Origin of the sequence: Kribbella aluminosa, from assembly GCF_017876295.1 — a bacterium.
GTDB lineage: Bacteria > Actinomycetota > Actinomycetes > Propionibacteriales > Kribbellaceae > Kribbella > Kribbella aluminosa.
On the sequence record NZ_JAGINT010000001.1, the window covers coordinates 576,684 to 601,507 of the forward strand.

The following is a 24,824-nucleotide window of genomic DNA, read 5'->3' on the forward strand; positions in this document are numbered from 1 at the left end:
GTCCCGATCCTGCGCTGACGGACGTCCGGGTGCGGGCCTGACGGATGTCACGGGCTCAGGGTTCAGCCAGGGTCGAATTGCCTATACGGCGTATAGGGAATGTGCTTTTAATGGTTTCATGCTGACGAAGGAGCGGATCACCGCGGCGGCGACGTACCTGCTGACCGAGCACGGCGCGGCCGGGGTGACGATGCGGAAGGTGGCGGCCGCGGTCGGGATCACGCCGATGGCGATCTACCAGTACTTCCCGGACCGGGAGACGCTGCTGAACGCGGTCGCGGACGCGGCGTTCGCCGACCTGGTCCGGCGCTGGGAGTCGGCGGACCGGCCGGATGCGGCGGACGAGCGGCTGCGGGAGATGCTGGTCGACCACGTCGACTTCGCGCTCGAGCAGCCGCGGTTGTACGACTACATGTTCACCGAGCGGCGGGACCAGGCACGGCGGTTCCCGGAGGACTTCCGGGCGCGGCGTTCGCCGACGTTCAACCTGGTCGCCGACGCGGTCGGCGCCGGGGTCGAGCAGGACCTGTTCCGCGACGAGGACGTCTGGGAGACCAGCCTGATGTTCGCGGCTCTGCTCCACGGCCTGATCCAGCTCCACCACGGCGCCCGCATCGGCATGCCCGACAGCGCTTTCCGCACCCTCTGCCTCCGCCTGGGCGAAAGGATGATCAATGAACTACGAAAGTGAGAAGCAGCTAGGTCGGGTAAGAGGAGTGCGGGCCTGGGTTATTGGTGTGTTGGCTGCGCTTGCCACTGGTGCGCTGCTGTTTCTGGGGTCGGGGCTGCAGACGGTCCCGGCCTTGACCTGGCTTGCGGCGGTGCCGGTGTTCTTTGTCGCGCCTCTGCTTCGGGCGCGGACGGCGGGTGTGGTTGCGTTTGCGGGATGGGCTCTGGGGCTTACGAACCTGGCGCGGTATCTGCTGGAGGATCTTGAGCTTCCGGTGGTCGCGTTGGGGTTCTTGGTGGCCTTGGCGGCGGTGTTCGCGCTTACTGTGTTGTTCTTCAGAGCGTTGGTGGTGCGTCGGCATCCGGTGGTGGCGGCGTTTGCGGCCCCTGCCTTGTGGGCGGTGCTGGACTACCTGATCGCGACGTTCTCACCGCATGGCGCGTTCACGAGTCTGGCGTACACGCAGGCGGGAGTCGCCCCGGTCAACCAGGTGGTTTCGCTGACCGGGCCGTGGGGTTTGAGCTTTCTGTTGCTGCTCCCGGCAGCGGTGATCGCGGCGCGGCGGCTGGTACTCGTCGGGATGCTGGTTCTAGTTGCCGCAGGCACCTGTTTGTACGGCGTCGCCCGGCTCGGTCACACCGCCGAGGCGCAACCGGTGAAGATCGCCGTACTCTCCGCCGAAGGTGCCGACGACGCGCGCTGGCCGGACGCGGGTGGACCGGCGATCCTCGAGCGATACCGTCCGCTGATCGTCAACGCTGCAGAGGCCGGCGCGCACATCGTCCTTCTCCCGGAGAAGATGATCGACGTCCGGACAACCGAGCTGCCCAAGCTCTCCCGCCAGCTCCAAACACTTGCCACCAGCAACAACATCGAGCTGGTCGCGGGCCTCACGGTTCTCGGCGACGGCGATCACAACCGCGCGCTGATCTTCCACCCGGACGCCAGTACGCCGACGTCGTACGACAAGCACCACCTGATCCCCGGCCTCGAGCCCTACACACCGGGCGACCACCTGGCGACGTACGACGACTGGGGTCTGCTGATCTGCAAGGACCTGGACTTCCCGCCGCTCGCCCGCCAGTACGGCAAGCTCGGCACCGGCCTGCTCCTCGTCCCCGCGCTCGACTTCGTCGACGACGGCTGGCTGCACAGCCGGATGGCGATCCTGCGCGGTATCGAGAACGGCATCCCGATCGCCCGCGACGGCAGCAAAGGCCGCCTCACCCTGACCGACGCGAACGGTCGCGTCATCGCCGAGACGACCGCCCCGGCAGACGCACCCGCGACGCTGATCGGCGAGCTCCGCCCGGGGATCGACCGTACCGTCTACACCGCCTGGGGCGACTGGTTCGCCTGGCTGTGCGGGCTGGTCGCGCTGGCCGGAGTGGTGCTGTTGAGTCGGCGTGGTGGGCGTGGGAGCATCCGGCATGGCCAACTTCGGGGACTACCAGTTGCAGATCTACCTGCAGGGGATGTTGCAGGGGACGACGCCGGAGATCACCACGGACCTGGCGCGACTGGAGTCGCAGGCAGCCGGGAAGCTGCCGGTCGAGGCGATGGGGTACATCGTGCCGAGCGCGGGCAGCGGCACGACCGCCCGCGCGAACCAGGCGGCGTTCGACCGGTGGCGCCTGGCACCGCGGATGCTTCGCGGCAGCACGGACCGTGACCTGTCCTGCACGATCCTCGGTACGTCGATGCCCGCACCGGTGCTGGTCGCGCCGATCGGCGTCCAGACCCTCGCGCACCCGGACGGCGAACTGGCGACCTCCCGGGCCGCCGACGCTCTCGGCCTGACCTATACGCACTCGACCCAGGCCAGCCACGCGATCGAGCAGATCGAGGCGGCGAACAAGTGGTTCCAGCTGTACTACCCGACCGATCGCGACGTCTGCCTGAGCTTCCTGCAGCGCGCGAAGGCCGCGGGGTACGCCGTACTCGTGGTCACGCTCGACACCGGGACGATCGGCTGGCGGCCGGCCGATCTGGACCGCGGGTTCCTGCCGTTCCTGAAGGGGGAGGGGCTGGCGAACTACTTCAGCGACCCCGCGTTCCAGGCGAAGCTCGCGAAGCCGATCGCCGAGGACCCGGGGGCGGCGGTGATGCACTGGGCGCAGCTGTTCCCGAACGTCGGGCTGGCGTGGGACGACCTGTCGTTCCTGCGCGACAACTGGGACGGGCCGATCGTGCTGAAGGGCATCACGCACGTCGAGGACGCCAAGCTCGCGGCCGAGCACGGCGTCGACGGCATCGTGGTCTCGAACCACGGCGGCCGCCAGGTCGACGGCGCGGTCGCCGCCCTGGACGCCCTGCCCGCGATCGCGGACGCGGTCGGCGAGCAGCTCACGATCCTCTTCGACTCCGGCGTACGCACGGGCGCCGACGCCGCCAAGGCCCTCGCCCTCGGCGCCAAGGCCATCCTCCTCGGCCGCCCCCTCCTGTACGGCCTGGCACTCGCCGGACAGGCGGGCGTCGAGCACGTCCTCCGCTGCCTCCTCGCCGAACTCGACCTCACCCTGGCCCTCTCCGGCTACGCCAACCACCGCGAGTTGAACCGCGACTCGGTGGTGGCTGTACCGAAGAACGGGTAGTGGTAGGCCTTTCGGCCGCCTCGTTGGACGGTCTGCGGCCGCCCGAGGCGCCGCGGCCAACACCACTACCCGTTCTTCGGTACGCCAATCCGCTCGGGACCGGGCGCCCCGCGAGCGCGGATGCCTCGCGCGCGAACCCGGGCACACCCCGTGGTGTCGCGGAACAGGCAATAACCTGTTCACCGACTCCATTTCCTGTTCACAGTTCCCGGACAAAGGTTGTGTGGATGTGAAGGCCGTGGTTTTCGATCTCGACGACACGTTGTTCGATCACAGCGGGTCCGCGGAGCGGGGGCTTCGGGGGTGGGTGGCGGAGCTCGGGGTGCCGCCGACCGACGAGTTGGTGGCGCGGTGGTTCGAGATCGAGGAGCGGGTGTATCCGGCGTGGCTGGCGGGGGAGCTTACGCATCAGGGGCAGCGGCGGGAGCGGATGCGGCAGTTCCTGCCGTTGCTCGGGCTTACGGTGCCGACGACGGACGCCGGGCTGGACGAGGTGTTCGAGGGGTACCTGAAGCTGTACCGCGGCAACTGGGTCGCGTTCCCGGACGCACGCCCCGCGTTGGAGGTTGCCCGGGGCAACGGGTGGCGGATCGGCGTGCTGACCAACGGGAGCACCGCACAGCAGAACGCGAAACTGTCCGCCATCGGCCTCGCCGACCTGGTGGACGTGGTGTGCGCATCCGAATCACTCGGTGTCAGCAAGCCCGACCCACTGGCCTACCAGCGCGTCTGCGAAGAGCTGGGCGTGGAGCCCGAGGACGCGCTGATGGTCGGCGACAACCTGGAGCTGGACGTGCTCGCAGCGCGCAAGGCCGGCCTGACCGCACGGCACTTGGACCGCGCGGCGGGGGACACCCTGCTGCAACTGCTCTAGTCAGTACCCGCGTACGTCCGCGCCCGCCGACGGGCTGGTGTTGCGCGCGGCCGGCGCGCCCTCGGGGCGCTTGGTGACCGCGCCGGCGGCCGGAGCGTACGGGCCGCGCTCGCGGCCGGTCTGTTCCGGCGACTGCGACGCGACCTGCGCCTTCAGCTTCCCGGAGAACTCGAGGACGGCGTCGATCTTGGCGTCCGGACTCTCGCGGACCGCGAGCCGGTTGCCGCCTCCGTGGTCGTGGCTCACGACCACCGCCGAGTCGTAGAACTCGTCCGCGCGAATGTACGGATCGGACTTCGTCGGCGTGACCAGCACATTCTCGGACGGGGACGAGGACTTCCGCCCGGCGACGTAGACGTGCCCGTCGTCGTACCGGTGCTCCTGGTGGAAGGACCGCTCGTCCTCCCCGCACGCGGCCCGGACGGCCTCGACCAGCTCCTTGCCCTGGATCGATCGCCCGAAATTCACGGTCTTCTTCGCGACGGCGTCACTGATATCGATCACGCGGGCAAGATTTCCACGGCGACGGGGTCACCGGCCGGGTGTACGACGCCGACCCCGGCCGGTGAACCGTCAGTTGATCGTCCAGGTGTCGGCGCCGGTGACCAGGGACTGGAGGTCGCCGGGGCCCTGGGCTTCCTGGGAGGTGACGATCTGCTGGCGGACCAGGTCGTCGTAGGCGGGGCGTTCGACGTTCCGGAAGACGCCGACCGGGGCCCGGTGCAGGACGCCGGCGTCCGTCAGGCGGGACAGGGCGAAGGCGTACGCCGGGTCGTCGACGTGGGCGTCGTGTACCACCAGGTCGGCCTCACCACCGGGGAGGTCCGCGATCTCACGGACCGCGAGCGACGCGAACCCGTCGCGCACCACCCCGAGCCGGCCGTCCTTGCCGAACCGGATCGGTTCGCCGTGCACGAGCGGGATGATCGCGTCGTCCCGGGTCTCCGGGTCCTTGAACGCCTCGAACGCGTTGTCGTTGAAGATCGGGCAGTTCTGGTAGATCTCCACGAACGCCGTACCGCGGTGCTCGGCCGCGGCCCGCAGTACCGAGGTCAGGTGCTTGCGGTCCGAGTCGACGGTCCGCGCGACGAACGTGGCCTCCGCGCCGAGCGCCAGCGAGACCGGGTTGAACGGGTTGTCCACCGACCCCATCGGCGTCGACTTCGTCACCTTGCCGGGCTCCGAGGTCGGCGAGTACTGCCCCTTGGTCAGCCCGTAGATCCGGTTGTTGAACAGCAGGATCTTCAGGTTCACGTTCCGCCGGAGCGTGTGGATCAGGTGGTTGCCGCCGATCGACAGCGCGTCGCCGTCGCCGGTCACCACCCACACGCTCAGGTCCGGCCGCGCGGTCGCCAGCCCGGTCGCGATCGCCGGCGCGCGCCCGTGGATCGAGTGCATGCCGTACGTCGACAGGTAGTACGGGAACCGGGACGAGCAGCCGATCCCGGACACGATCGCGACGTTCTCGCGCTTGATCCCGAGCTCGGGCAGGAAGCCCTGGAAGGCCGCGAGTACGGCGTAGTCGCCGCAGCCGGGGCACCAGCGGACCTCCTGGTCCGACACGTACTCCTTGCGGTTCTGGGGCTCGGTCGCGGGCGGAACGTTCCGCAGGCCGCCGGGCAGGCTCGGCATACCGAGCTCTACGGCGCTCATCGTGCACCCTCCTTGAGATGACCGTTCTGATCGGCCAGTGCTTCACCGTGCTTGACGGCGGCCGCGGCCGCCCCCAGGTGACGGGCGTCGTCGTCGATGCCCGCCGTCTCCTCGACCAGGTTGCCGATCACCTCGGCCAGCTCCGCCGCGCCCAGCGGCATCCCGCGGACCTGCGCGTACGAGACGACGTCGACCAGGTACTTCGACCGCAGCAGCATCGCCAGCTGGCCAAGGTTCATCTCCGGGACCAGGACCTTGTCGTACGACTTCAGCAGCTCGCCGAGGTTCGACGGGAACGGGTTCAGGTGCCGCAGGTGCGCCTGCGCGATCTTGCCGCCGACCTTGCGGACCCGGCGGACGGCGGCACCGATCGGGCCGTACGTCGAACCCCACCCGAGCACCAGGACCTTCGCCGTACCGTCCGGGTCGTCGACCTCGACCAGCGGGATCGACCGGGCGACCGCGTCCACCTTGGCCTGCCGGGTGCGGATCATCAGGTCGTGGTTGGCCGGGTCGTAGGAGATGTTCCCGGTCTTGTCCTCCTTCTCCAGACCGCCGATCCGGTGGTCCAGGTCCGGCGTACCCGGGATCGCCCAGGCACGAGCCAGGGTCTCCGGGTCACGCTCGTACGGGAGGTAGAGCGGCTTGGCGTCCGGGCCGGTCGCGTTCGGCGCGGTGGTGAAGTTCGGGTCGATGGTCGGCAGGTCCTCGATGACCGGGATCTGCCACGGCTCGGACCCGTTCGCCAGGTACCCGTCGGACAGCACGATCACCGGCGTCCGGTAGGTGACCGCGATCCGGGCCGCCTCGACCGCGATCGCGAAGCAGTCCGCGGGGGACTGGGCCGCGATTACGGGCAGCGGCGCCTCGCCGTTGCGGCCGAACATCACCTGCAGCAGGTCGGCCTGCTCGGTCTTGGTCGGCATACCGGTCGACGGGCCTGCCCGCTGGATGTCGCAGACCACCAGCGGCAGCTCGAGCATCACGCCGAGACCGATCGTCTCGGACTTCAGGCTGATCCCGGGGCCGGACGAGGTGGTGACGCCGAGCGCGCCGCCGAACGACGCGCCCAGGGCGGCGCCGACACCGGCGATCTCGTCCTCGGCCTGGATCGTGGTGACGTTGAACCGCTTGAGCTTGGACAGCTCGTGCAGTACGTCGGAGGCCGGGGTGATCGGGTACGCGCCGAGCACCAGCGGCAGCCCGGCCCGCTGCGCGCCGGCCACCAGCCCGTACGCCAGCGCCAGGTTGCCGGAGATGTTCCGGTACGTGCCGGTCGCCATCTTGGCCGGCTTCACCTCGTACCGGACCGAGAACTCCTCGGCGGTCTCCCCGAAGTTGTAGCCCGCGCGGAAGGCCGCGATGTTCGCGTCCCGGATCGCCGGGCTCTTCGCGAACTTGGTCTGCAGGAACGTGATCGTCGACTCGACCGGCCGCTGGAACAGCCAGGACACCAGGCCGAGCGCGTACATGTTCTTCGCCCGGGACGCGTCCTTGCGGGTCAGGCCGAATTCCTTGACCGACTCCACCGTCATGCCGGTGAGGTTCAGCGGTACGACGTGGTAGCCGTCCAGCTCGCCGGTCTCCAGCGGGTTCTCGTCGTACCCGATCCGCTTCAGGTTGCGCGCGGTGAAGTCGGCGGTGTCGACGATCAGCGTCGCGCCCCGCGGCACGTCCTTCAGGTTGGCCTTCAGGGCGGCCGGGTTCATGGCGATCAGCACATCGGGCGCATCACCCGGCGTGAGGATGTCGTGGTCGGCGAAGTGAAGCTGGAAGGAGCTCACTCCCGGAAGGGTCCCGGCTGGTGCCCGGATCTCGGCCGGGAAGTTGGGCAACGTCGACAGATCATTGCCGAACGATGCTGTTTCCGCTGTGAACCTGTCCCCCGTGAGCTGCATCCCGTCGCCGGAGTCACCGGCGAAGCGGATCACCACGCGGTCGAGCTGCTTGACCTCGATGGTCACTGTTCTTTTCATCTCCAAGTCGAAGCTTGGGTCGTCCGGCCGCCTTGTGGGCGACTGGCCGATCCCCCCGTCAGGGCGATAACCCCAATATTAGTTCGCCCTTAGAACGGAACCATGCGGAAGCCCCGGTGGTCCACAGCCTGGGACGGGGTGTTAGAAGCCGCCGCGGTCAGGTAGGGGTGGTCTCACCCTCCGCGAACGCCCGGTTGCGATCCGGAGTGAGAACCGGCAGGGTGGCGTCAACTGACTGCGACTTCAGGGAGTTTTCGATGCGCCGACTGCTGGCCGGACTGCTGATGTTGCTGCTCCTCGGCAGCGTGGTCCCGAGCGCGTCCGCAGTCCCGTCACCGGTGCGCACCGCGACGATCTCGAGCATTCGTACGACGGACGCGACCAAGGGCGTGATCACGGTCGTCGGCACACTGACGCCGGCGCCCGCGAACGGTACGCGGATCCCGCTGCACCAGTGGATCCCGTCGCAGAAGCGCTGGCAGGAGATCGCGCACGGGTACTCGACCGGCAGCAGCGTGACGATCACCACGGTGCAGCCCGGGTCGATCCGGACGTACCGGATCGCGGTCGGGGCGCAGGCGCCGTACGCCGCGGCGCTGTCGCCGATGATCAGCTTCAAGCACTACGTGTGGCGGGGGCTGTTCACGAAGGGCTTGGCCGCGGTCGGCGGGGCCGGTCAGCCGCAGCTCAACGTCCTACCGCCGAAGGAAGGGCCGCGGCGGGCGGAGGCCGACCTGCTGGCGGACCAGGGCGGGTACGTCTGGGGTGAGGTCGACTCGACCGGCTGCCGGTACTCGCGGAACTGGCTCGGCAACCTGACCGACGGGCTGGTCCGGGTGTCGCTGCACAACGGCACCACCGCGGTCACCTCGGTCCGGATGCAGCAGGAGACCGAGACCTGGCTGAACTACGACATCTCCGGCATCACCCGCCTCCGGCTGCAGCTCACGGACATCCGCTCCGGGTACGGCCCGTACGTCTCGATCTACTCCCTGCTGCTCTGTACGAACTAGACTCGCCCCCGTGTCGGACAGCTATGGTGTCGTCGCCGCGGTGGTCGCGCTCGGCCTGGTCGGGCTGATCGGTGCGTTCGCGCTGAACAAGGCGCTGACCGTCACGTATCCGACCGAGGGCAAGCTCAAGACGTACGAGTCCGGTGTCGACCCGGTCGGCGAGGGATGGGCACAGGTCCACATCCGGTACTACCTGTTCGCGTACCTGTACGTGATCTTCGCCGTCGACGCGATCTACCTGTTCCCCTGGGCCACCATCTTCAACACCCTCGGCTTCGCCACCCTGATCGAAATGTTCGTCTTCCTGGCCTTCGTGGCGGTGGGCCTCCTCTACGCCTACCGCAAGGACGTCCTCCGCTGGACCTGAGCCAGTGCGGCGGCGATGGCCCAGTCCTGGGCTCCCACGCCGACGGACTTGAAGACGGTTCGGCCGGTTGAATGCGGTGGGTTCGAGAGGGCTGGGCCCAGTTCGATCAGGTCGGCCGTGGTGATGGTGCCCGACTCGACGGCGTCGATGATCTCGCCGGATTCTTCGAGGGCGGCTTCGCGCTGGTCGACGAGGACCGTGCTGTTGGTGAAGAGGTCGCGGGGGAGTTCGCGCATGGTGGGGCGGAAGGCGCCGATGGCGTTCACGTGGACGGTTTCGGGAAGGGCGTCCGCGGTGAAGAGCGGCGTCGCGGACGAGGTGGCGCAGCAGATGATGTGCGGCGTGGCGATCGAGGCGTCGAGGTCCGTGGTCGGGGTGAAGCGGACGCCGGGGAACTCGGCTGCCAGGGTCTGAGCCAGCGCGGTCGCGCGGTCGGCGGAGCGCCCGGTGATCGTGACGTCCGCGATCGGGCGTACGGCGAGGACCGCGCGGACCTGGTCGGGGGCCTGGGCGCCGGTGCCGATGACCGTCAGGCGGGTGGCGTCGGCGGGTGCGAGCAGGTCGGTCGCGACGCCGACCACCGCGCCGGTCCGGAGCGTCGTGATCGAGCTGCCCTCGGCGACCAGCTGTTCGCCGTCGCCGGTCCAGATCACGGTCGCGCGGATCGCCGGCACCTGGTCGAGCGCGATCCCGATCTTCTTCACCACCGCGGTCCCGGTCGGCGGGTGGTACGCCGACATCACCAGCACCGCGCCGTCGCCGAAGATCTGCCGCGGCGGCAGCACGAAGTTCCCGGCCGCGAGCTCCCGGAACCCGTCCCGGACGGCATCGATCGCCGCACTCATCGGAACGGCCCGGCGGACATCTTCGGCGGAGAGCACGATCACCCGGCCGAGCATATTCTGAATCCTCCGCCTACCAAGGAGCGCACGTGCAGAGCTGGCTGGACGAGAACCTCACGGACCTGATCACCAAGCACGGCGTCCCGGCGGCGTCGGTCGCGGTCCTGGCCGGCGGCGAGGTGAGTACGGCGGCCGCCGGCATCCTGAACCTCGACACCGGCGTCGAGGCCAGCACCGACTCGGTGTTCCAGATCGGGTCGATCACCAAGCTCTGGACCACCACGCTGATCATGCAGCTGGTTGCCGACGGCAAGCTGGACCTGGACCGGCCGGTCCGCGAGTACCTGCCCGAGTTCCGGCTCGCCGACGAGGCCGCCGCCGCGGTGATCACCCCGCGGCAGCTGCTGACGCACTCCAGCGGCTTCTCCGGCGACGCGTTCACGCCGACGTCCCGGGGCGACGACGCGGTCGAGCTGTTCGTCCGCGATGTACTGCCCGAGCTGCCGCAGGAGGTCCCGCCCGGCGCCGGGTTCTCGTACAACAACTCCGGCTTCGTCGTGCTCGGCCGGATCGCCGAGGTACTGCGGGGCGCGCCGTACCACCAGCTGATCCGCGAGCACATCGCCGTACCGCTCGAGCTGGAGCACGTCGCGACGATCCCGGACGAGGCCCTGCTGTACCGCGCCGCGCTCGGGCATGTCGCGCCGAAGCCGGGTGAACCGGTGCAGGCGGCGCCGATGTGGAGCCTGGTGCACGCGATGGCGCCGGCCGGGTCGTTGCTGGCGATGAGCGCGGGCGATCTGCTGACGTTCGGCCGTGCGTACCTGGACGCGACGCTGCTCGACCGGGCGACGATCGACCGGCTGTGGGAGCCGCAGATCGACGTACCGGCGATCGGCGGGTTCGCGCAGCAGTGGGGGCTCGGCTGGATGATCTTCGACCTCGACGGCGGCCGGCTCTACGGCCACGACGGCGGCACGATCGGCCAGTCGGCGTTCTTCCGGCTCGCCCCGGAGCACGGCGTCGCGGTCGTCCTGCTCACCAACGGCGGCGACACCGGCGCGCTGTACGACGAACTCGTCGGCCACGTCCTCCGCGAGACCACGGGGATCGAGCCGGCGGTCCGGCCGGTGCCGCCCGAGCAGCCGGTGCAGATCCCGGCGGAGCTGGTCACCGGGCGCTACACCGGCGTACTCACGCAGTCGACGATCACCGTCGAGGACGGGGAGTTCTGGGTGCTCGACGAGGCGGTCAGTGACGAGGCTCGGGCGCTGATGCCGGAGTCGCGGCGGATCAGGCTGGTCGGGCTCGACGAGTCCCGGTTGATCGCGGCCGAGCCGGAGCGTGGGGTGCACGAGGTGCTGGCGTTCCGGAGTCCGGTGGACGGTCGCGCCCGGTATCTGTTCCGGGGCGGCCGGCTGACGCCGCGGAGTAACTGAGAGTTATTGCAGTTTCTGTTGCCTGATCACCGTTTGTGCTTGCGCATGGCAACGAGCGTGAGATTCAAGCGTTCTGTTCAACGGAATGCGTACACGTGGTCGCCAAGCGCAGGGTCGCGAGCTATGGTGATTACTCGGGGGAACGGGGCGAGCACGTGGTGGTGAGGCTATGTCGTGGCAACTGTGGGTAGTGATCGGCGTAGCCGCGGTCGGGCTGATGCTCTTGGCCGCGGCGCGGATGCGGCGCGCCCGCAAGATCTTCGACGACATCACCGAACCCGAACGTCCTGAGGTCGACCGGCTCGACGATGCCGAGCCGGACGCCGATGAGCTGGCCCGCGCCCGGGCCCGGCACATCCCTCACGACCCGGGCCACCGCCGCCACGGCTGAGGCCACCGCCGCGACGGCTGAGGCCTCCGCCGCGACGGCTGAGGCCTCCGCCAGCGGCGGGTTAGGCGTCGTCCAGGAGGCCGTCGCGGCGTGCTACCGCTGCCGCTTCGGTCCGTGAGCGGACGCCGAGCTTGGCGAGGATGTTCGAGACGTGCACGCTGACGGTCTTCTCGCTGATGTACAGCTCTCGCGCCAACTGCCGGTTCGTCCGGCCCTCGGCGAGCAACCGCAGTACTTCGGTCTCCCGCGACGTCAGCGCACTCGGGCCGTGGGAATCGCCGCCACCCGCCTCCTCCACCAGCGGCCGCGCGCTCAACTCCCGGCCGACCTCGGCGGCCAGCGTGGCCTGCTCGTTGGCCTCGGCGACCCGCCCCGCGGCACGCAGCGCGGCCGACAACCGGACCCGCGACCACGCCTGCTCGAACACATACCCGTACCCGAACGCGTCCGTCGTCCGTTGCCACGCGGCCACATGCTCCTCGGGCGTCGGCGCGTCCACACCCGCCAGCCAGCGCAGCCGGTCCCACTCCGACTCCAGCCGGGCCAGCCACGCGAGCCCTTCGACACCCATCAACCGCCCAGGCGGCAGCCCCTTCTCCGAGGTCGCCTGACCGAGTGACAGCAGCTCCGCCCCGCGCTCGACCAGCTCCGCGGCGGCCGACGGCTCGCCGACCGCGCGGTGACACAGCAGCTGCAACCCGAGCGTCGCGAACCGGATCCGCCCGAGGAACCACTCGGTCTGGAACACGTCCGCACACAGCGTGGTCACGTCCGCGATCAGCTTCTCCGCCACGGCCGGCTTGTCGAGCGCGCGGTACGCGTCCACGGCCGGCTGCAGCCCGATGATCGGCAGCATGATGTCCAGGTCCCACCACTTCCGGGACATCTCGAACTCCTCCGCGACCGCGGTGTCGCCGCGCCCACCGCGGACCGAGAACTCCACCGCCCGCAGCGCCGCCCCGGCCGCCGACGGCGTCATCGCGTCCGTCCGCGCGGTCGCCGACGCGTCGTCCCACTCGCCGAGCATGAACTGGGTCAGCGCCAGCATCCGCCGCGCGTCGAACCCGTACGCCGCCCATTGCCGCCCGAGCTCACCGGCCCGCTTGGTCGCGAACGACAGCGCCGACTTCGCGTTCAATAGATCGCCCTGCTCGTACCGTGTCGAGCCGAGCAGGAACCGGCTCCGGACCTCAGCGGCCGGGTCGCCGGTGAGCTGCGCCCGGACGGCGGCCTCCTCGAGCTGTTTCGCCGCGGTCTCCGGATCGCCGGCCCGCCGCCGCAGCTGGGCCAGCGTGATGCCGGCGTCGCTGGCCGCGGACTCCTGCCCGGCCTCGCGGGCGATCTCCAGCGCCTTGTGTGCCCAGCGTTCTGCCTCCATCGGGCGGCCGAGCGCGTCCGAGACCCGTGCGTACAGCGAAGCGACCTGCGCCTTGAAGACGCTGGACGGTTCGTCGCCGACCAGTTTCAGCGCCTGCGAGACAGCCTCGTTGGACTCCTTGTCCTTGTCGATGATCAGTGCGATGTCCGCCAGCGGCAGCAGCAACTCGGCGCGCTGCCGATTCGGCGCGTCGGGCGGCAGCTCGGCCAGCGCCTTCCGGAGCAGCTTGAGCCCGCGCAGGTGCTGTGACGACAGAGTCGCGGCAGTCGCGGTGTCGACGATCAGCCAGGTCTTGTCGACTGTGCTCGTCGGCGCCGCGTTCGGGAACAGCTCGAGCGCCATCTCGTAGTGCTTCAGCGCCTCCTGCGGCGCGGCGACCGACAGCGCCTCCTGCCCGGCCCGGACCCGTGCCTCGAAGGCCGTCGCCAGATCGTGCGACCGGGTGGCGTGCCCGGCCAGCTCGGCGGCGGTGCCCGCGACGGTCTGGTTCTCCAGGGCCTGCACGTACGCCGCGTGCTCGCGGACGCGCTCGCCCGGCAGCAGGTCGTCGTACACGGCCTCGGCGAGCAGCGCGTGGCGGAAGTAGTACCGATCGCTGGTCGGTACGTCGATGATGTGGGCGTCGATCAGCTCCCGCAGGGCGTCGTCGAGCTCGCGGTCCGGGAGCTTCGCGACCGCGGTGAGCAGCGTGTGCGGGACGCGACGCCCGGCGACCGCGATCACCCGGGCCACCTGGCGGGCGTGGTCGGACAGCGGGTCGAGCCGGACCAGCAGCACGTCGGCGAGATCCGGCGGCACGCCGTCGTTGTCGCCCATCGAGGCCGCGGCGGCCAGCTCCTCGGTGAAGAACGCGTTGCCGCCGGCCCGCTCGAGGATCCGGCGCTCCTCCTCCGCGGGCAGCGTGGTGGTCAGCAGCGAGTGCAGCAGCGTCCGGGCCTCGTCGGCGTCGAGCGGCGGCAGGTTGACCCGGCGTACCCGTGGATTCCGCGACCACTCGGCGATCGGGCGGCGGAGCGGGTGCCGGCGGTGCAGGTCGTCGCTGCGGTACGACACCACGAGGGCCAGGCGCTGCGAAGTCAGCCGGGTGATCAGGAAACCGATCAGGTCCCGGGTCGAGTCGTCGGCCCAGTGCGCGTCCTCGATGATCACCAGTAGCGGCTCGCTCGTGGCGAGGGCGGTGAACGCGCCGAGCACCGCGTCGAACAGCGCGGCCCGGTCCAGCTGGCCCTCCTGCGGCGCGGGCTGGGCGCCGAGCAGGCGGTGCGCGGGCAGCAGGCGGCCGATCGCCGGGAAGTTCGTCAGCACGCCGTCGACCAGGTCCGGGCGGTCGCCGGCCAGCCGGCCGAAGATCTCCGAGAACGGCTGGTACGGCAGGCCGGCGTCGCCGAAGTCGGTGCAGTGCCCGACGAGGACGCCGAAACCGCGCTCGTGTGCACCGGTGGCGACCTCGTCCAGCATCCGGGTCTTGCCGACGCCCGCGTCGCCGGACAGCAGCACGGCACCGGCGCGGCGCGTCTTCGCGTCGTCCACGGCGCTGAGCAGGGCGGCCATCTCGGACGAGCGGCCGACGAGAGGTGTCGAATTCCAGGGCACGTCGTCCATCTTCGCCCCTGGCGCCGACACAAATCGACGGCATCCCGTTCCGTGGGTTCTCCCAGCCGCAGAAGCCGGCCCGGAAGTAGGTCCGGAAACAGCACCGGAAACAGGTCCGGAAACAGGTCCGGAAACAGGTCCGGAAACAGGTATGGAAACGCCGTCCCTGATCGGGGTTTCTCGATCAGGGACGGCGGTCTCGGCGGTCATGCGACCGGACGGGGACGGAGGGCGTGCCGCGGCTTGGGCTGTGCGGCCTTCACCGTGCGCTCCCGGCGGTTCGCCGCCCGGTAGTCACGCTTGGCGCGCTCCAGGCGGTACGCCGCCTCCGCTCGCATCGAATCGGGGGTCAGTGGAACTGTGATCATGGTGTCCCTCCCTTCAGGCTTTCCGGCCGAGCAGGTGGCTGAGGGTCCGACGGCCCCGGTTGGTCCGGTGCTGGCGGAAGTCCCGGCTGAGGCGCTCCCTGCGGTAGTCAACCTCTGCCTTGACGGCTGCGTTGCTGAACATGTGTTCCTCCGGTGTTCTGTGCCGGCTCCTTGCCGACACCCTTAATCTGCTCGTCTGAGGTGACCCCGCACATCGGAACTCCTCCCTATCCGCGGCCGGGACGGACTCCTAGGTGCTCCTAGGGGGTCCTAGAACCCCTGAAACGACGGTGGCGCGGCCGGCTCCGAAGAGCCGGCCGCGCCGTTGGGGGGAAGGGGGCTTGGGGGTGAACGTGCGGTCACATCGCGGGCCGGGCCCGCAATTCGGGCGCACAGGGCTGAGGCGGCCGCGGAACACGCTTGCGGAACCACAGGGGGCGCTGGAAGTCGCGACGGATCCGCTCCTGGCGATACTTCATCTCCGCCTGAACCGCGGCGGTCGAGTAAACGAACATGATCTCCTCCGACTGCTCTCGCTGCTGAGAAAACAGTGCGTCTCTGAGGAGACCCGCCACATCAGCACAACTCCCTATGCCCCCGGCAACTACCCCCTTAGACCCCTCGGACAGCCCTTGTGGCGCCGATCAGCTGTTGTAGGTGAGGTTGAGTTCGTAGTGGGTGGGGTCGAGGAGTTCGTCGGCGTGTTCGGCGAACTGGTCGGTGGCGGTCCAGCTCGTGCGGGTGGTGTGCAGGAACCAGGTGTTGTGCGGGCGGCCCAGGTGGCCCGCCTCGACGGGGGTGAGGACACGGCCGCGGAGGCGTTGTTCGCAGTGGTCGAGGTACAGGCCGGCGCGGTTCAGCGTGCCGCTGATCGAGCCGTTGTGCAGCCCGCGTTCGGGCAGATCCCGAAGCTTCTCGAGCGCGGGGATCTGGCTCCGCTCGAGCGAGATCGCCGTACCGTCCGTCAGCTGCCGGACGCGTTCGATCACCACGAACGACGACGACCCGAGCCCGAGCCGCGCGGCCAGCACCGGGTCCTCCTCCAGCTCGATCCGGACCGTCCGCATCCGCGTCTCGACACCCTGTTCGGAAAGCGCATGCGTCCACCCGAGCCGCCCGTCCAGCGGCCGCCCGTCGAACAGCACGTACGAACCCTTCCCGGTCCGCGTCGCGATCAGCTCGTCCTCGGCGAGTACGGCGAGCGCCGCGCGAACCGTGTTCCGGCTGACGGCGAACCGCCGCGCCAGCTCCACCTCACCGGGCAGCTGTGTACCCGGCCGTACGATGCCGGACTTGATCTCGCGCGCCAGCACCCGCGCCACCCGCTCGTGCTTGAGCCGGATCATCGCAACTGCTCCACGCTGACGATCTCCAGCATCGGCGCGTACAACCGCATCAGGTCGATCGCCTTCGCATGGTTCTCCGCGGTGGACCCGGCACACGCCTCCTCCACCACCTGCACCTGTACGCCGGCATCGACCGCAGCCAGCGCCGTACTGATCACGCAACAGTCGGTAGCCACCCCGGCCAGCACCAGCCGCCCGTCGGCCCGCGCCGCCAGTTCGGGGCCCCAGGCACCGAACGTCGTCTTGTCCAGAGTTGGAGCACCCTTGAACTCCTCTACCAACTGGTAATCCGCCGCATCGGCAGGCTGCAAGGCAAACGGAAACGCCTCGTAGTACCCCACCCACGCCCCGGCAGGCTGCTCCGGCGCGACGAACCGCGTGAACACCATCTCCGGCGAGAACAGCTTGACCAACTCCCGCGCAGGCTCCACCACCCGCTGGAAGTCCGGCGTCGCCCACCCCGACGAAGGATCCGCGAAGATCCGCTGCAGATCGATCAGCGCCAGCACGTCTCAGGCCTCCTGACGCCGTACGGCGGGCCGCCCGCCGAACCACTGCGCGACGAACCCGATCACCAGCGCCGCCAGGACGCCGAGGTTCGCGAACGCCCACGCGCCCTCCTTGCCGCCGAGCCCGAACGCGCCGAGCAGGTACCCCTGCCAGGTCAGCCAGGACGCCAGCGTGTTCGTCACCAGGCCCCAGCCGATGCCCGTGGCAACGATCATCGTGCCGACCGGCAGCCAACGGACATCGCCGTACCGCCCGCTCGGCCGGTACAGCTCGTCCTCCGCGTAGTCGCGCCGGCGGCCGGCGATGTCGGCCAGCATGATCCCGCACCAGGCCGCGATCGGTACTCCGAGCGTGATCAGGAACCCCTGGAACTGGCCGAGGAACTTCCCGCCGTAGAACACCACGTAGATCGTGCCGGCGATCATCACCGCGCCGTCGACGAACGCCGCGACGTACCGCTTCACCGGCAGTCCGAGCGACAGCAGCGCGAGCCCGGACGAGTAGATGTCGAGGACCGCGCCGCCGACCAGCCCGAGCACCGCGACGATCACGAACGGCACCAGGAACCAGGTCGGCAACGTCGCCGCCAGCGCGCCGATCGGGTCCGACCCGATCGCCGTACTCAGGTCCTTCGACGACCCGGCGAGCAGCAGCCCGAACACCAGCAGTACGACGGGGGCGACCGAGCCGCCGAACGTCGTCCAACCGACCACGCCCCGGCTCGACGCCCGGCGCGGGAGGTACCGCGAGTAGTCCGCCGCCGCGTTCACCCAGCCGAGCCCGAACCCGGTCATCAGGAAGACCAGTGCGCCGATCACCGCCTGCGCCGACCCGTGCGGAATTTCCGAAACCGTTTTCCAGTGGATCTGATCGGCGACCAGGACCACGTAGACGACGGTCAGTACGCCGGTCACGATCGTGATGACCGCCTGCGCCCGCATGATCAGGTCGAACCCGAGCACGCCGCACCCGACCGTCAGCAGGCCGACCACGACCAGCGCGATCACCTTGGTCAGCGCGCCGCCGCCCCAGCCGAGCCGGTCGAACACCGTCGCGGTCGCCAGCGTCGCGAGGATCGTCAGTACGGTCTCCCAGCCGACGGTCAGCAACCAGGAAACCAGCGACGGAAGCTTGTTTCCGCGGACTCCGAACGCGGCCCGGCTGAGCACCATGGTCGGCGCCGAACCACGTTTTCCGGCCAGAGCGATCCACCCGCAGAGCAGGAACGAGAACACCACCCCGATCACTCCGGCGATCACCGCCTGCCAGAACGAGATCCCGAACCCGAGCGCGAACGCGCCGTAGCTCAGTCCCAGTACCGACACATTGGCCCCGAACCACGGCCAGAACAGCTGGCTCGGGCGGCCCTTCCGGTCCGCGTCCGCGATCACGTTCAGCCCGTTGCTCTCGACGGAGAGTGCGCGGGTCTGCTGCACCTCGGCCTGACCTGTCATGGGGCCTCCCGTCCTGGACTGAGGAGTGGAGGGAGCGCAGCGACCGGAGCGACGAGGGAAGGACGGGAGTCACAGCCCCATGACCGCTGCGCCGGAGGCGTGGCATGCAACACTTTCATCTCGGCTCCTCAAGGACCTGTTCAGTCCTGTTCAAAACGACGGTAGGACGCGACGCCGCGGCGGTCAACGAGTTATAGGCTGAGCACCATGGCCGAGACCGAGCTGGGGATGCCGACTGTGCGGCCGGCCGTGGGTGCGTTGACGCGGCTCGCGCCGGAGCCCGTCCGGTACCTGCTGAACTGGGGCCGGAAGTACTCGCTCTGGGTGTTCAACTTCGGCCTCGCCTGCTGCGCGATCGAGTTCATCGCGGCGTCGATGGGCCGCCACGACTTCATCCGGCTCGGCGTGATCCCGTTCGCGCCCGGCCCGCGACAGGCCGACCTGATGGTGGTGTCCGGCACGGTCACGGACAAGATGGCGCCGGCCATCAAGCGGCTGTACGACCAGATGCCGGAGCCGAAGTACGTGATCAGCTTCGGCTCCTGCTCGAACTCCGGCGGCCCGTACTGGGACTCGTACTGCGTGACCAAGGGCGTCGACCAGATCATCCCGGTGGACGTGTACGTGCCCGGCTGCCCGCCGCGGCCGGAGGCGCTGCTGCAGGGCATCCTCAAACTGCAGGAGAAGATCGCCGGCGAGACGGTCGCGAGCCGGTACGAGGAGCCGTCGGCGGCCGCCCTCACCCGGGGCCTGGTGCAGCCTTGACGTCCGACGCTGTCGAGGCGCTGACCGGCGCCGGGATCGCCGCGACGTCCGCGAGCAGCTTCGGCCCGGTCGCGATCGACGTACCGCCGGAGTCCTGGGTCGCGGCGCACGAGGTACTGCGGGACGCGGTCGGGTTCACGTTCTTCGACTTCCTGAGCGCGGCCGACGAGCTGAAGGACGGGTTCCGGGTGGTGTCGCATCTCGCGGACTTCTGGGGCGGGACCAACGTGGACCACGTGCTGGTGCGGACGCTGGTGCCGCGGGACAACGCCGTACTGCCGACGCTGACCGACGTGTACGCCGGGGCGAACTGGCACGAGCGGGAGACGCACGAGATGTTCGGGATCGCCTTCGACGGGCATCCGAACCTGACCACGCTGCTGCTCCCGGAGGAGTTCGAGGGCCACCCGCTGCGCAAGGAGTTCGTCCTCGCCTCCCGGGTCGCCAAACCGTGGCCCGGCGCCAAGGAACCTGGCGAGTCCGACCACGCCCCCGCCGGCGCCCCGAGCCGCCGCCGCACCCTCCCACCCGGCGTCCCCGACCCCGGCACCTGGGGCCCCCGCCCACCGGGCTCCCCCACCCCCGACCCCCTGGCCCCCGCCGAAGCCGCCGCCACCCCCGCCCGCCCCCGCCGAACCGCCACCCCCGCCGAACGCCGCCCCCGCAACCAGCCCCCACCAGCCACCGCCCCACCAGCCAGCCCGCCGGGTCCGCCGCAGTCCGGCCCACAGACCGATGGGCCGGCTGCCCCGCAGACCAGCCCGCCGGGTGCGCCGCAGACCGACCCGCCGACCGGCCCGCCGGCGGCGGGCGGTGGCGAGTCTTCGGCTGATCCGTCGTGATGCCGTCGGCTGAGGAGCTGGCGCGGTACACGCTGGAGCGGCAGCATCCGCTCACTCGCGCCTGGGTGGACGACGCGCGGCGGATGGCGATCCTCGCCGAGGAACATGCCGCGCTGGACATCCTGCTCGCCGAGGACCTGGACATCGCTGCCGCCCGCGCGCAGCGCCTCGCGCCGGGCAAACCCGCCGAGTCGATGCTCAACCGCTGGGTTGCCGTAGGCAACGACCTGCGGGCGATGTTCAGCCTGCGCTTCGAGAACCTGAACCTGGCAAGGCCGTTCGTCGACGCCACCCCGATGACCCGCTCCCCGGAACCAGTCGACCTCCCCGCGATCGCCGCCGCCGCGCAGGAGTACTACGGCATCCACAACCCGCTCTACGTCCGCCTCTGGACAGCCGGCGACGGCGTCGACGGCACCACCCCTGACCGCCGGTTCCTGGCCGCACCGATCGGCGACCTGCACCCGTCCGACGTACCGCCCGGCCTCGCGCTGCGCCGGGCGAAGACCGTCGACCACTACGACGACGCCCGCCGCGCGTACGCCGCCGTCGACGCCGAACACCCGCACCACGCGGAGGAGGCGACCCTCCAGGACCTCGACGACCTGCAGGAATCCGCCGACGACGGCCTGCTGTACGACGTCACCGTGAACGACGAGTGGGCCGGGTACGCAGCCGCGATCATCAAGCCCGACGACGCGCTCGGCCTCCCCGCGTACGTCGTCCGCGAACTCGTCCTAGCCCCCGGCTACCGCGGCCACGGCTACGGCCGGCACCTGAGCACCCTCCTCGCCCAGGCCCTCCCCGACCCCACCCGCATCCTGATCGGCACCATCCACTCCGCCAACCACGCCGCCCGCACCGCCGCCCTGAAATCCGGCCGCCAAGACATCGGCGGCTGGCTCCAACTCCCGCTCTGACCCCACGGCGCGACAGCCTCGGCTAAGTCGCCGGGGTGTAGTAGAAGACCTCCTCGCGGGTGATGCGGCCGGAGGTGACTGTGCAGAGGGAGAGTTTGGTGGTGCGGGTGTTGTGATGGTGGAAGGTGAAGCGGATCGCGAAGTGGTTGTCCGTCACGAGTGGGCCCAGTACGTCGATGGCGTCGTACTCGATGCCGGCAGTCTGGCGGTGGGCGTTCTCGAGGATGGCGGCGGTGCCTTTGAGCTCGAGCTCCTCGCCGTTCGTCTCGAGCGGGGCGACGCGGACCATGTCGGGGGCGGTGAGAGCCAGCGCTTCGGCGAGGCGGCCGGTGGAGAGGGCGCCGGTGTACTGCTGGGCGACCTCGGACGTGGTCGGGACGCGGAACTCGGCGGCGTGGTCCGCGGCCCATTCGGCGAACGTACGCGCGGGCCGGCCGGTCAGTTCGGCGACCGTGGTGGTGACCGGTTCGGGGTTGTCGACGAGCGAGGCCCAGTAGGTGACCGAGCTGTCGGCGAGGACCGGGTCGGCGCCGAGGTCGAGCATCGCCTGCCGGGCGGCGTCGGCGGACAGCGCCTCGACCCGCATCCGCTTGCCGATCTCCCGCGCGATGGTGCGGATCTGCTCGGCCTGCGTCAGTACTTCAGGGCCGGTGACGTCGTAGGTCTGTCCGATGTGGTGGTCGCCGAGCAGCGCGAGTACGGCGACCGCGGCGATGTCGCGCTCGTGGATCAGCGACCGCCCGGCCTCGGGGTACGGGACCCGGACGACGTCGCCGGTACGGAACTCGTCGGCCCAGCCCTGCGCGTTCACGGCGAACCCGCCCGGACGTACGAACGTCCAGTCCTTGTCCTGCAGCAACCGCTCGACGTCTGCCCAGACCCCGCCGGACGGCGCGTTCAGCGAGGACAGGTAGACGACGCGCCGCGGGAGTTCGGGGACCACGGCCGCCGCACCGTCGGCGCTGAACGACGGCCAGAGCAGGAACGCCGCGTCCGCGCCGTCCGCGGCCCGTCGTACGGCGGCGGGGTCGGTGATGTCGCCCTGGATCAGCTCGACGTCGGGCGGGAGCGCGGCGCGTTCCGGCGTACGGACGAGGGCCCGAACGGTGACGCCCGCGGCGCGCAGCCCGTCGACGACGTGCCGGCCGACGCGGCCGGTGGCTCCGGTGACAAGGATTGTTCTCATGACACCCACCCTTGGACCTGAACGATGGTTGAGGTCAAGCCGGACGCACTAGGCTGACATCCATGCTGGAGTTCGTGGTGCGGGTGGTGGGCGTGCTGGTCGCCTTCCTGGTGGCGCCCTTGCTGGTCGGGCAGGCCGAGCACAAGGTGATGGCGCACATGCAGTCACGGCTCGGCCCGATGTACGCCGGTGGGTTCCACGGCTGGGCGCAGCTGGTCGCGGACGGCGTGAAGTTCGTCCAGAAGGAAAGCGTGGTCCCGACCGCCGCGGACAAGCGGGTCTTCGAATGGGCGCCGGTGGTCGCGATCCTGCCGTACCTCGCCGCGCTCGCCGCGATCCCGCTGGCGCCGGGGGTCGTCGGCGCGGACCTCGACTCCGGGCTGTTCTTCGTACTCGCGGTGATGAGCATCGGCGTACTGGGTTCGCTGATGGCGGGCTGGGGGAGCGGGAACAAGTACAGCCTGCTCGGCGGGCTGCGGGTGGCGGCGCAGCTGATGAGTTACGAGCTGCCGTTCGTACTGTCCGCGGCGAGTGTCGCGGTCGCCGCCGGGTCGTTGAGCCTGACCGGGATCGCCCACGCGTGGAACCCGTGGTGGTTGCTGTGGCAGCTGCCCGGGATGGTCGTGTTCTTCATCGCGGGGCTCGCCGAGCTGCAGCGGCCCCCGTTCGACATGCCGGTCGCGGACTCCGAGGTGATCTTCGGGCCGTACACGGAGTACACCGGGCTCCGGTTCGCGATGTTCCTGCTCGCCGAGTACGCCGGGATCGTCGTACTCGCGGGCCTCACCACGGTGCTGTTCCTCGGCGGCTGGAGCGGCCCGGGGCCGGAGTCGATCGGGTGGATCTGGACTCTGCTGAAGGTCGCGCTCGTGTCGGTCGTGGTGATCTGGGTGCGGGTCTCGTTCCCGCGGATGCGCGCCGACCAGCTGCAGAAGCTGGCATGGCAGGGCCTGGTGCCAGTAGCCCTGCTGCAACTCGCCCTAACGGGCGTAGGCGTCGTCCTGTTCTGAGGGTTGGGGAGGGTTTTCCTCCCGGATCGGCACGAAATCCTCCCCAACCGTCATGGTGTCGCGAGGGCTTCCGTGGGGGAGAGGCGGGAGGCTCGGACGGCGGGGGACAGGCCTGCCAGGGCGCCGATCACCAGGGTGGCCGGTACGGATCTGGCCGCGGGTGGCGCCGAGGGAACGTCGGAGGCCGATCTCAGCGCGGCGTTCGAGGACCGGGATCACCATGATGTTCGCGACGCCGACCCGCCGTCCGGGCCGGCCTTGGTGATCCCGCCGCGGCCGCGACGAGAACGGTTGCCGGAAATTTCCGGTTGCGGAATCGAGCCATTTTCCGCTGCGGACCGTCGCTCCGATGGTGTCGAGCAGGTTGGCGCGGGCCGCGCGGAAACACGGGGGAAACAGCGCCGTCGGGCACCATGGGGTGCGTGCGGGTACTGGTGGTCGAGGACGAACCGTTGCTGGCGGCAGCGATCGCGGAGTGGTTGCGCGACGACTCGCACGCCGTCGACGTGGCCGGTGACGGCGGCGCCGCGCTCGAGCGGCTGTCCGTGAACGGGTACGACGTACTCGTCCTGGACCGCGACATCCCGGTGGTGCACGGCGACGAGGTGTGCCGGCAACTGGTGACATCCGGATCGGCCACCCGGGTGCTGATGCTGCACGAACGGATCGCGCTGAACGGCCCCGACGACGAGGTGAAGAACCTGGCGGACGCGTTCGACACGATGGTGGAGCGGCTGGACCATTCGTTCGACGGCCAGCGCCGGTTCGTCGCCAACGCGTCCCACGAACTCCGTACGCCGTTGACCCTCGGCCGCGCGCTGGTCGAGGTCGCGATGCATCGGCGTACGGCGTCCGCGGACGTGAAGGAACTGGGCGAGAGCCTGCTGACGATCAACGCGCGGCACGAGCAGCTGATCGAAGGGCTGCTGATCCTCGCGGACTCGGAGAAGCAGCTGACGGCCGTCTACCCGGTGAACCTGAGCGACATCGTCACCCACGTGCGGGCCAGGTTGCCAGTGAGGCGGCCGCGGCCGGCGTCGAGGTGGTCCGCGGCCCGGGCGACGCACCGACGAAGGGCGACGCGCTGCTGCTGGAGCGCCTGGTGCACAACCTGGTCGAGAACGGCGTCCGCCACAACACAGCTCGCCAGGTCAGAGCCGACGAGCGACCGTCCGCCCAGGTGGCAGGCGCCCAGGAAACCGCGACTGCGACGACGCGGACGCCGGACGGAGCTGCGACGACGCGGGGGTCCGACGGTGCTGCGACGACGCGGGGGTCCGGCGGTGCTGCGGTGACGCCCGGGCCTGACGGGGGTGCTGCGGCCCGGGGGGCGCGGTGGGTCCGGGTTTTGAGCCGGACGGTCGGCGGCCGGGTCGAGCTGGTCGTGTCGAACACCGGCCCCGAGATTCCGCCGTACGAGGTGGAGAGTTTGTTCAAGCCGTTCTACCGCCTCGGTGCCGAGCGGCTCGTCGGCGGGAAGGGCGCCGGGCTCGGCCTGTCGATCGTCCGCTCGGTGGCGGAGGCGCACGGCGGCACCGTGGACGCCGTACCGCGCGCCGGCGGCGGTCTGGAAATTACTGTGGTGCTGCCTGTCGATCCAGGGTGAGGCGGTTCGTGTAGGTCACGAGAAGGA

General features: G+C 70.0%; 21 protein-coding genes and 4 pseudogenes. 14 read left to right on the forward strand and 11 right to left on the reverse strand.

The features are described from left to right. The first annotated feature begins 118 nt into the window (after window positions 1-118). From JOF29_RS02835 to JOF29_RS02845, 4 genes and pseudogenes are all read left to right on the forward strand, one after another. On the forward strand, window positions 119-691 hold the full coding sequence (locus JOF29_RS02835) for a TetR/AcrR family transcriptional regulator (RefSeq protein WP_209692666.1): 573 nt from the start codon (window positions 119-121) through the stop codon (window positions 689-691). Continuing rightward, window positions 675-1,922 (forward strand): annotated as a pseudogene (locus tag JOF29_RS42645) (nitrilase-related carbon-nitrogen hydrolase); the annotation flags it as partial. The gene JOF29_RS02835 and the pseudogene JOF29_RS42645, both read left to right, overlap by 17 nt. A 223-nt stretch (window positions 1,923-2,145) precedes the next feature. Continuing rightward, window positions 2,146-3,264, forward strand: a complete 1,119-nt coding sequence (locus JOF29_RS02840; protein ID WP_245357420.1) for an alpha-hydroxy-acid oxidizing protein — start codon at window positions 2,146-2,148, stop codon at window positions 3,262-3,264. A 229-nt stretch (window positions 3,265-3,493) separates the two neighbouring features. Next, the gene (locus JOF29_RS02845; protein WP_209692668.1) at window positions 3,494-4,138 is read left to right on the forward strand and encodes an HAD family hydrolase; all 645 of its coding nucleotides are present in this window, start codon (window positions 3,494-3,496) and stop codon (window positions 4,136-4,138) included. On the opposite strand, the gene JOF29_RS02850 is transcribed toward JOF29_RS02845, so the two are convergent. From JOF29_RS02850 to JOF29_RS02860, 3 genes are all read right to left on the reverse strand, one after another. Next, on the reverse strand, window positions 4,139-4,642 hold the full coding sequence (locus JOF29_RS02850) for a hypothetical protein (RefSeq protein WP_209692669.1): 504 nt from the start codon (window positions 4,640-4,642) through the stop codon (window positions 4,139-4,141). A 69-nt stretch (window positions 4,643-4,711) separates the two neighbouring features. After that, a complete protein-coding gene (locus JOF29_RS02855) occupies window positions 4,712-5,791 on the reverse strand; it encodes a 2-oxoacid:ferredoxin oxidoreductase subunit beta (protein WP_209692670.1) in 1,080 nt (359 codons plus the stop codon). After that, a complete protein-coding gene (locus JOF29_RS02860) occupies window positions 5,788-7,767 on the reverse strand; it encodes a 2-oxoacid:acceptor oxidoreductase subunit alpha (protein ID WP_245357421.1) in 1,980 nt (659 codons plus the stop codon). Before JOF29_RS02860 ends, JOF29_RS02855 begins: the two co-directional genes overlap by 4 nt. Before the next feature lie 257 nt (window positions 7,768-8,024). Here JOF29_RS02860 and JOF29_RS02865 point away from each other — a divergent pair, with 257 nt between their 5' ends. Both JOF29_RS02865 and JOF29_RS02870 read left to right on the forward strand, forming a co-directional pair. Further along, on the forward strand, window positions 8,025-8,780 hold the full coding sequence (locus JOF29_RS02865; protein ID WP_209692671.1) for a hypothetical protein: 756 nt from the start codon (window positions 8,025-8,027) through the stop codon (window positions 8,778-8,780). Window positions 8,781-8,790: 10 nt separating this feature from the next. After that, the gene (locus JOF29_RS02870) at window positions 8,791-9,147 is read left to right on the forward strand and encodes an NADH-quinone oxidoreductase subunit A (protein ID WP_209692672.1); all 357 of its coding nucleotides are present in this window, start codon (window positions 8,791-8,793) and stop codon (window positions 9,145-9,147) included. Here the strand turns inward: JOF29_RS02870 and JOF29_RS02875 are convergent. After that, window positions 9,117-10,046, reverse strand: a complete 930-nt coding sequence (locus JOF29_RS02875) for an ornithine cyclodeaminase family protein (protein ID WP_245357422.1) — start codon at window positions 10,044-10,046, stop codon at window positions 9,117-9,119. The two genes, JOF29_RS02870 and JOF29_RS02875, sit on opposite strands and share 31 nt — an antisense overlap. Before the next feature lie 32 nt (window positions 10,047-10,078). Here JOF29_RS02875 and JOF29_RS02880 point away from each other — a divergent pair, with 32 nt between their 5' ends. Both JOF29_RS02880 and JOF29_RS02885 read left to right on the forward strand, forming a co-directional pair. Beyond that, entirely contained in the window at window positions 10,079-11,428 is a 1,350-nt protein-coding gene (locus tag JOF29_RS02880; RefSeq protein WP_209692673.1) for a serine hydrolase domain-containing protein, read from the forward strand. A 169-nt stretch (window positions 11,429-11,597) separates the two neighbouring features. Continuing rightward, window positions 11,598-11,819 carry a hypothetical protein gene (locus JOF29_RS02885; protein ID WP_209692674.1) on the forward strand — a complete coding sequence of 74 codons (222 nt, stop codon included), beginning with the start codon at window positions 11,598-11,600 and terminating at the stop codon, window positions 11,817-11,819. A gap of 61 nt (window positions 11,820-11,880) precedes the next feature. On the opposite strand, the gene JOF29_RS02890 is transcribed toward JOF29_RS02885, so the two are convergent. The 5 genes from JOF29_RS02890 to JOF29_RS02910 all read right to left on the reverse strand — a co-directional run bounded on the left by JOF29_RS02890 (window position 11,881) and on the right by JOF29_RS02910 (window position 18,468). Beyond that, window positions 11,881-14,799: a helix-turn-helix transcriptional regulator gene (locus JOF29_RS02890; protein WP_209692675.1), complete on the reverse strand. Its 2,919-nt coding sequence runs from the start codon at window positions 14,797-14,799 to the stop codon at window positions 11,881-11,883. Window positions 14,800-14,996: 197 nt separating this feature from the next. Further along, on the reverse strand, window positions 14,997-15,158 hold the full coding sequence (locus JOF29_RS02895; protein ID WP_209692676.1) for a hypothetical protein: 162 nt from the start codon (window positions 15,156-15,158) through the stop codon (window positions 14,997-14,999). Between the two features lie 644 nt (window positions 15,159-15,802). Beyond that, a complete protein-coding gene (locus JOF29_RS02900) occupies window positions 15,803-16,504 on the reverse strand; it encodes a GntR family transcriptional regulator (protein WP_245357423.1) in 702 nt (233 codons plus the stop codon). Further along, window positions 16,501-17,013 carry a cysteine hydrolase family protein gene (locus JOF29_RS02905; RefSeq protein WP_209692677.1) on the reverse strand — a complete coding sequence of 171 codons (513 nt, stop codon included), beginning with the start codon at window positions 17,011-17,013 and terminating at the stop codon, window positions 16,501-16,503. The genes JOF29_RS02900 and JOF29_RS02905 overlap by 4 nt, the downstream gene beginning before the upstream one ends. A gap of 3 nt (window positions 17,014-17,016) precedes the next feature. Then, the gene (locus JOF29_RS02910) at window positions 17,017-18,468 is read right to left on the reverse strand and encodes a purine-cytosine permease family protein (protein ID WP_209692678.1); all 1,452 of its coding nucleotides are present in this window, start codon (window positions 18,466-18,468) and stop codon (window positions 17,017-17,019) included. 207 nt (window positions 18,469-18,675) lie between these two features. On the opposite strand from JOF29_RS02910, the gene JOF29_RS02915 reads away from it, so the two are divergent. Genes JOF29_RS02915 through JOF29_RS02925 form a run of 3 tightly spaced genes read left to right on the forward strand, consistent with a single transcriptional unit; the run spans window position 18,676 to window position 20,995 of the window. Continuing rightward, window positions 18,676-19,233, forward strand: coding sequence for an NADH-quinone oxidoreductase subunit B (locus JOF29_RS02915; RefSeq protein WP_245357424.1), 558 nt, complete (start codon window positions 18,676-18,678; stop codon window positions 19,231-19,233). Next, window positions 19,230-20,075 (forward strand): NADH-quinone oxidoreductase subunit C, encoded by an 846-nt coding sequence (locus JOF29_RS44305; protein ID WP_209692679.1) that lies wholly within the window; start codon window positions 19,230-19,232, stop codon window positions 20,073-20,075. Before JOF29_RS02915 ends, JOF29_RS44305 begins: the two co-directional genes overlap by 4 nt. After that, on the forward strand, window positions 20,075-20,995 hold the full coding sequence (locus JOF29_RS02925) for a GNAT family N-acetyltransferase (protein ID WP_245357814.1): 921 nt from the start codon (window positions 20,075-20,077) through the stop codon (window positions 20,993-20,995). Before JOF29_RS44305 ends, JOF29_RS02925 begins: the two co-directional genes overlap by 1 nt. A 22-nt stretch (window positions 20,996-21,017) precedes the next feature. On the opposite strand, the gene JOF29_RS02930 is transcribed toward JOF29_RS02925, so the two are convergent. Continuing rightward, window positions 21,018-22,181, reverse strand: coding sequence for an NAD(P)H-binding protein (locus JOF29_RS02930; RefSeq protein WP_209692680.1), 1,164 nt, complete (start codon window positions 22,179-22,181; stop codon window positions 21,018-21,020). 62 nt (window positions 22,182-22,243) lie between these two features. Here JOF29_RS02930 and JOF29_RS02935 point away from each other — a divergent pair, with 62 nt between their 5' ends. Then, window positions 22,244-23,191 carry a complex I subunit 1/NuoH family protein gene (locus tag JOF29_RS02935; protein ID WP_245357425.1) on the forward strand — a complete coding sequence of 316 codons (948 nt, stop codon included), beginning with the start codon at window positions 22,244-22,246 and terminating at the stop codon, window positions 23,189-23,191. Window positions 23,192-23,241: 50 nt separating this feature from the next. Here JOF29_RS02935 and JOF29_RS42655 read toward each other — a convergent pair. Continuing rightward, window positions 23,242-23,431: pseudogene (locus JOF29_RS42655) on the reverse strand (ABC transporter permease); the annotation flags it as partial. Between the two features lie 182 nt (window positions 23,432-23,613). On the opposite strand from JOF29_RS42655, the pseudogene JOF29_RS45835 reads away from it, so the two are divergent. Both JOF29_RS45835 and JOF29_RS45840 read left to right on the forward strand, forming a co-directional pair. After that, a pseudogene (locus tag JOF29_RS45835) lies at window positions 23,614-24,114 on the forward strand (response regulator); the annotation flags it as partial. Between the two features lie 416 nt (window positions 24,115-24,530). Beyond that, a pseudogene (locus JOF29_RS45840) lies at window positions 24,531-24,797 on the forward strand (sensor histidine kinase); the annotation flags it as partial. Window positions 24,798-24,824: the final 27 nt, after the last annotated feature.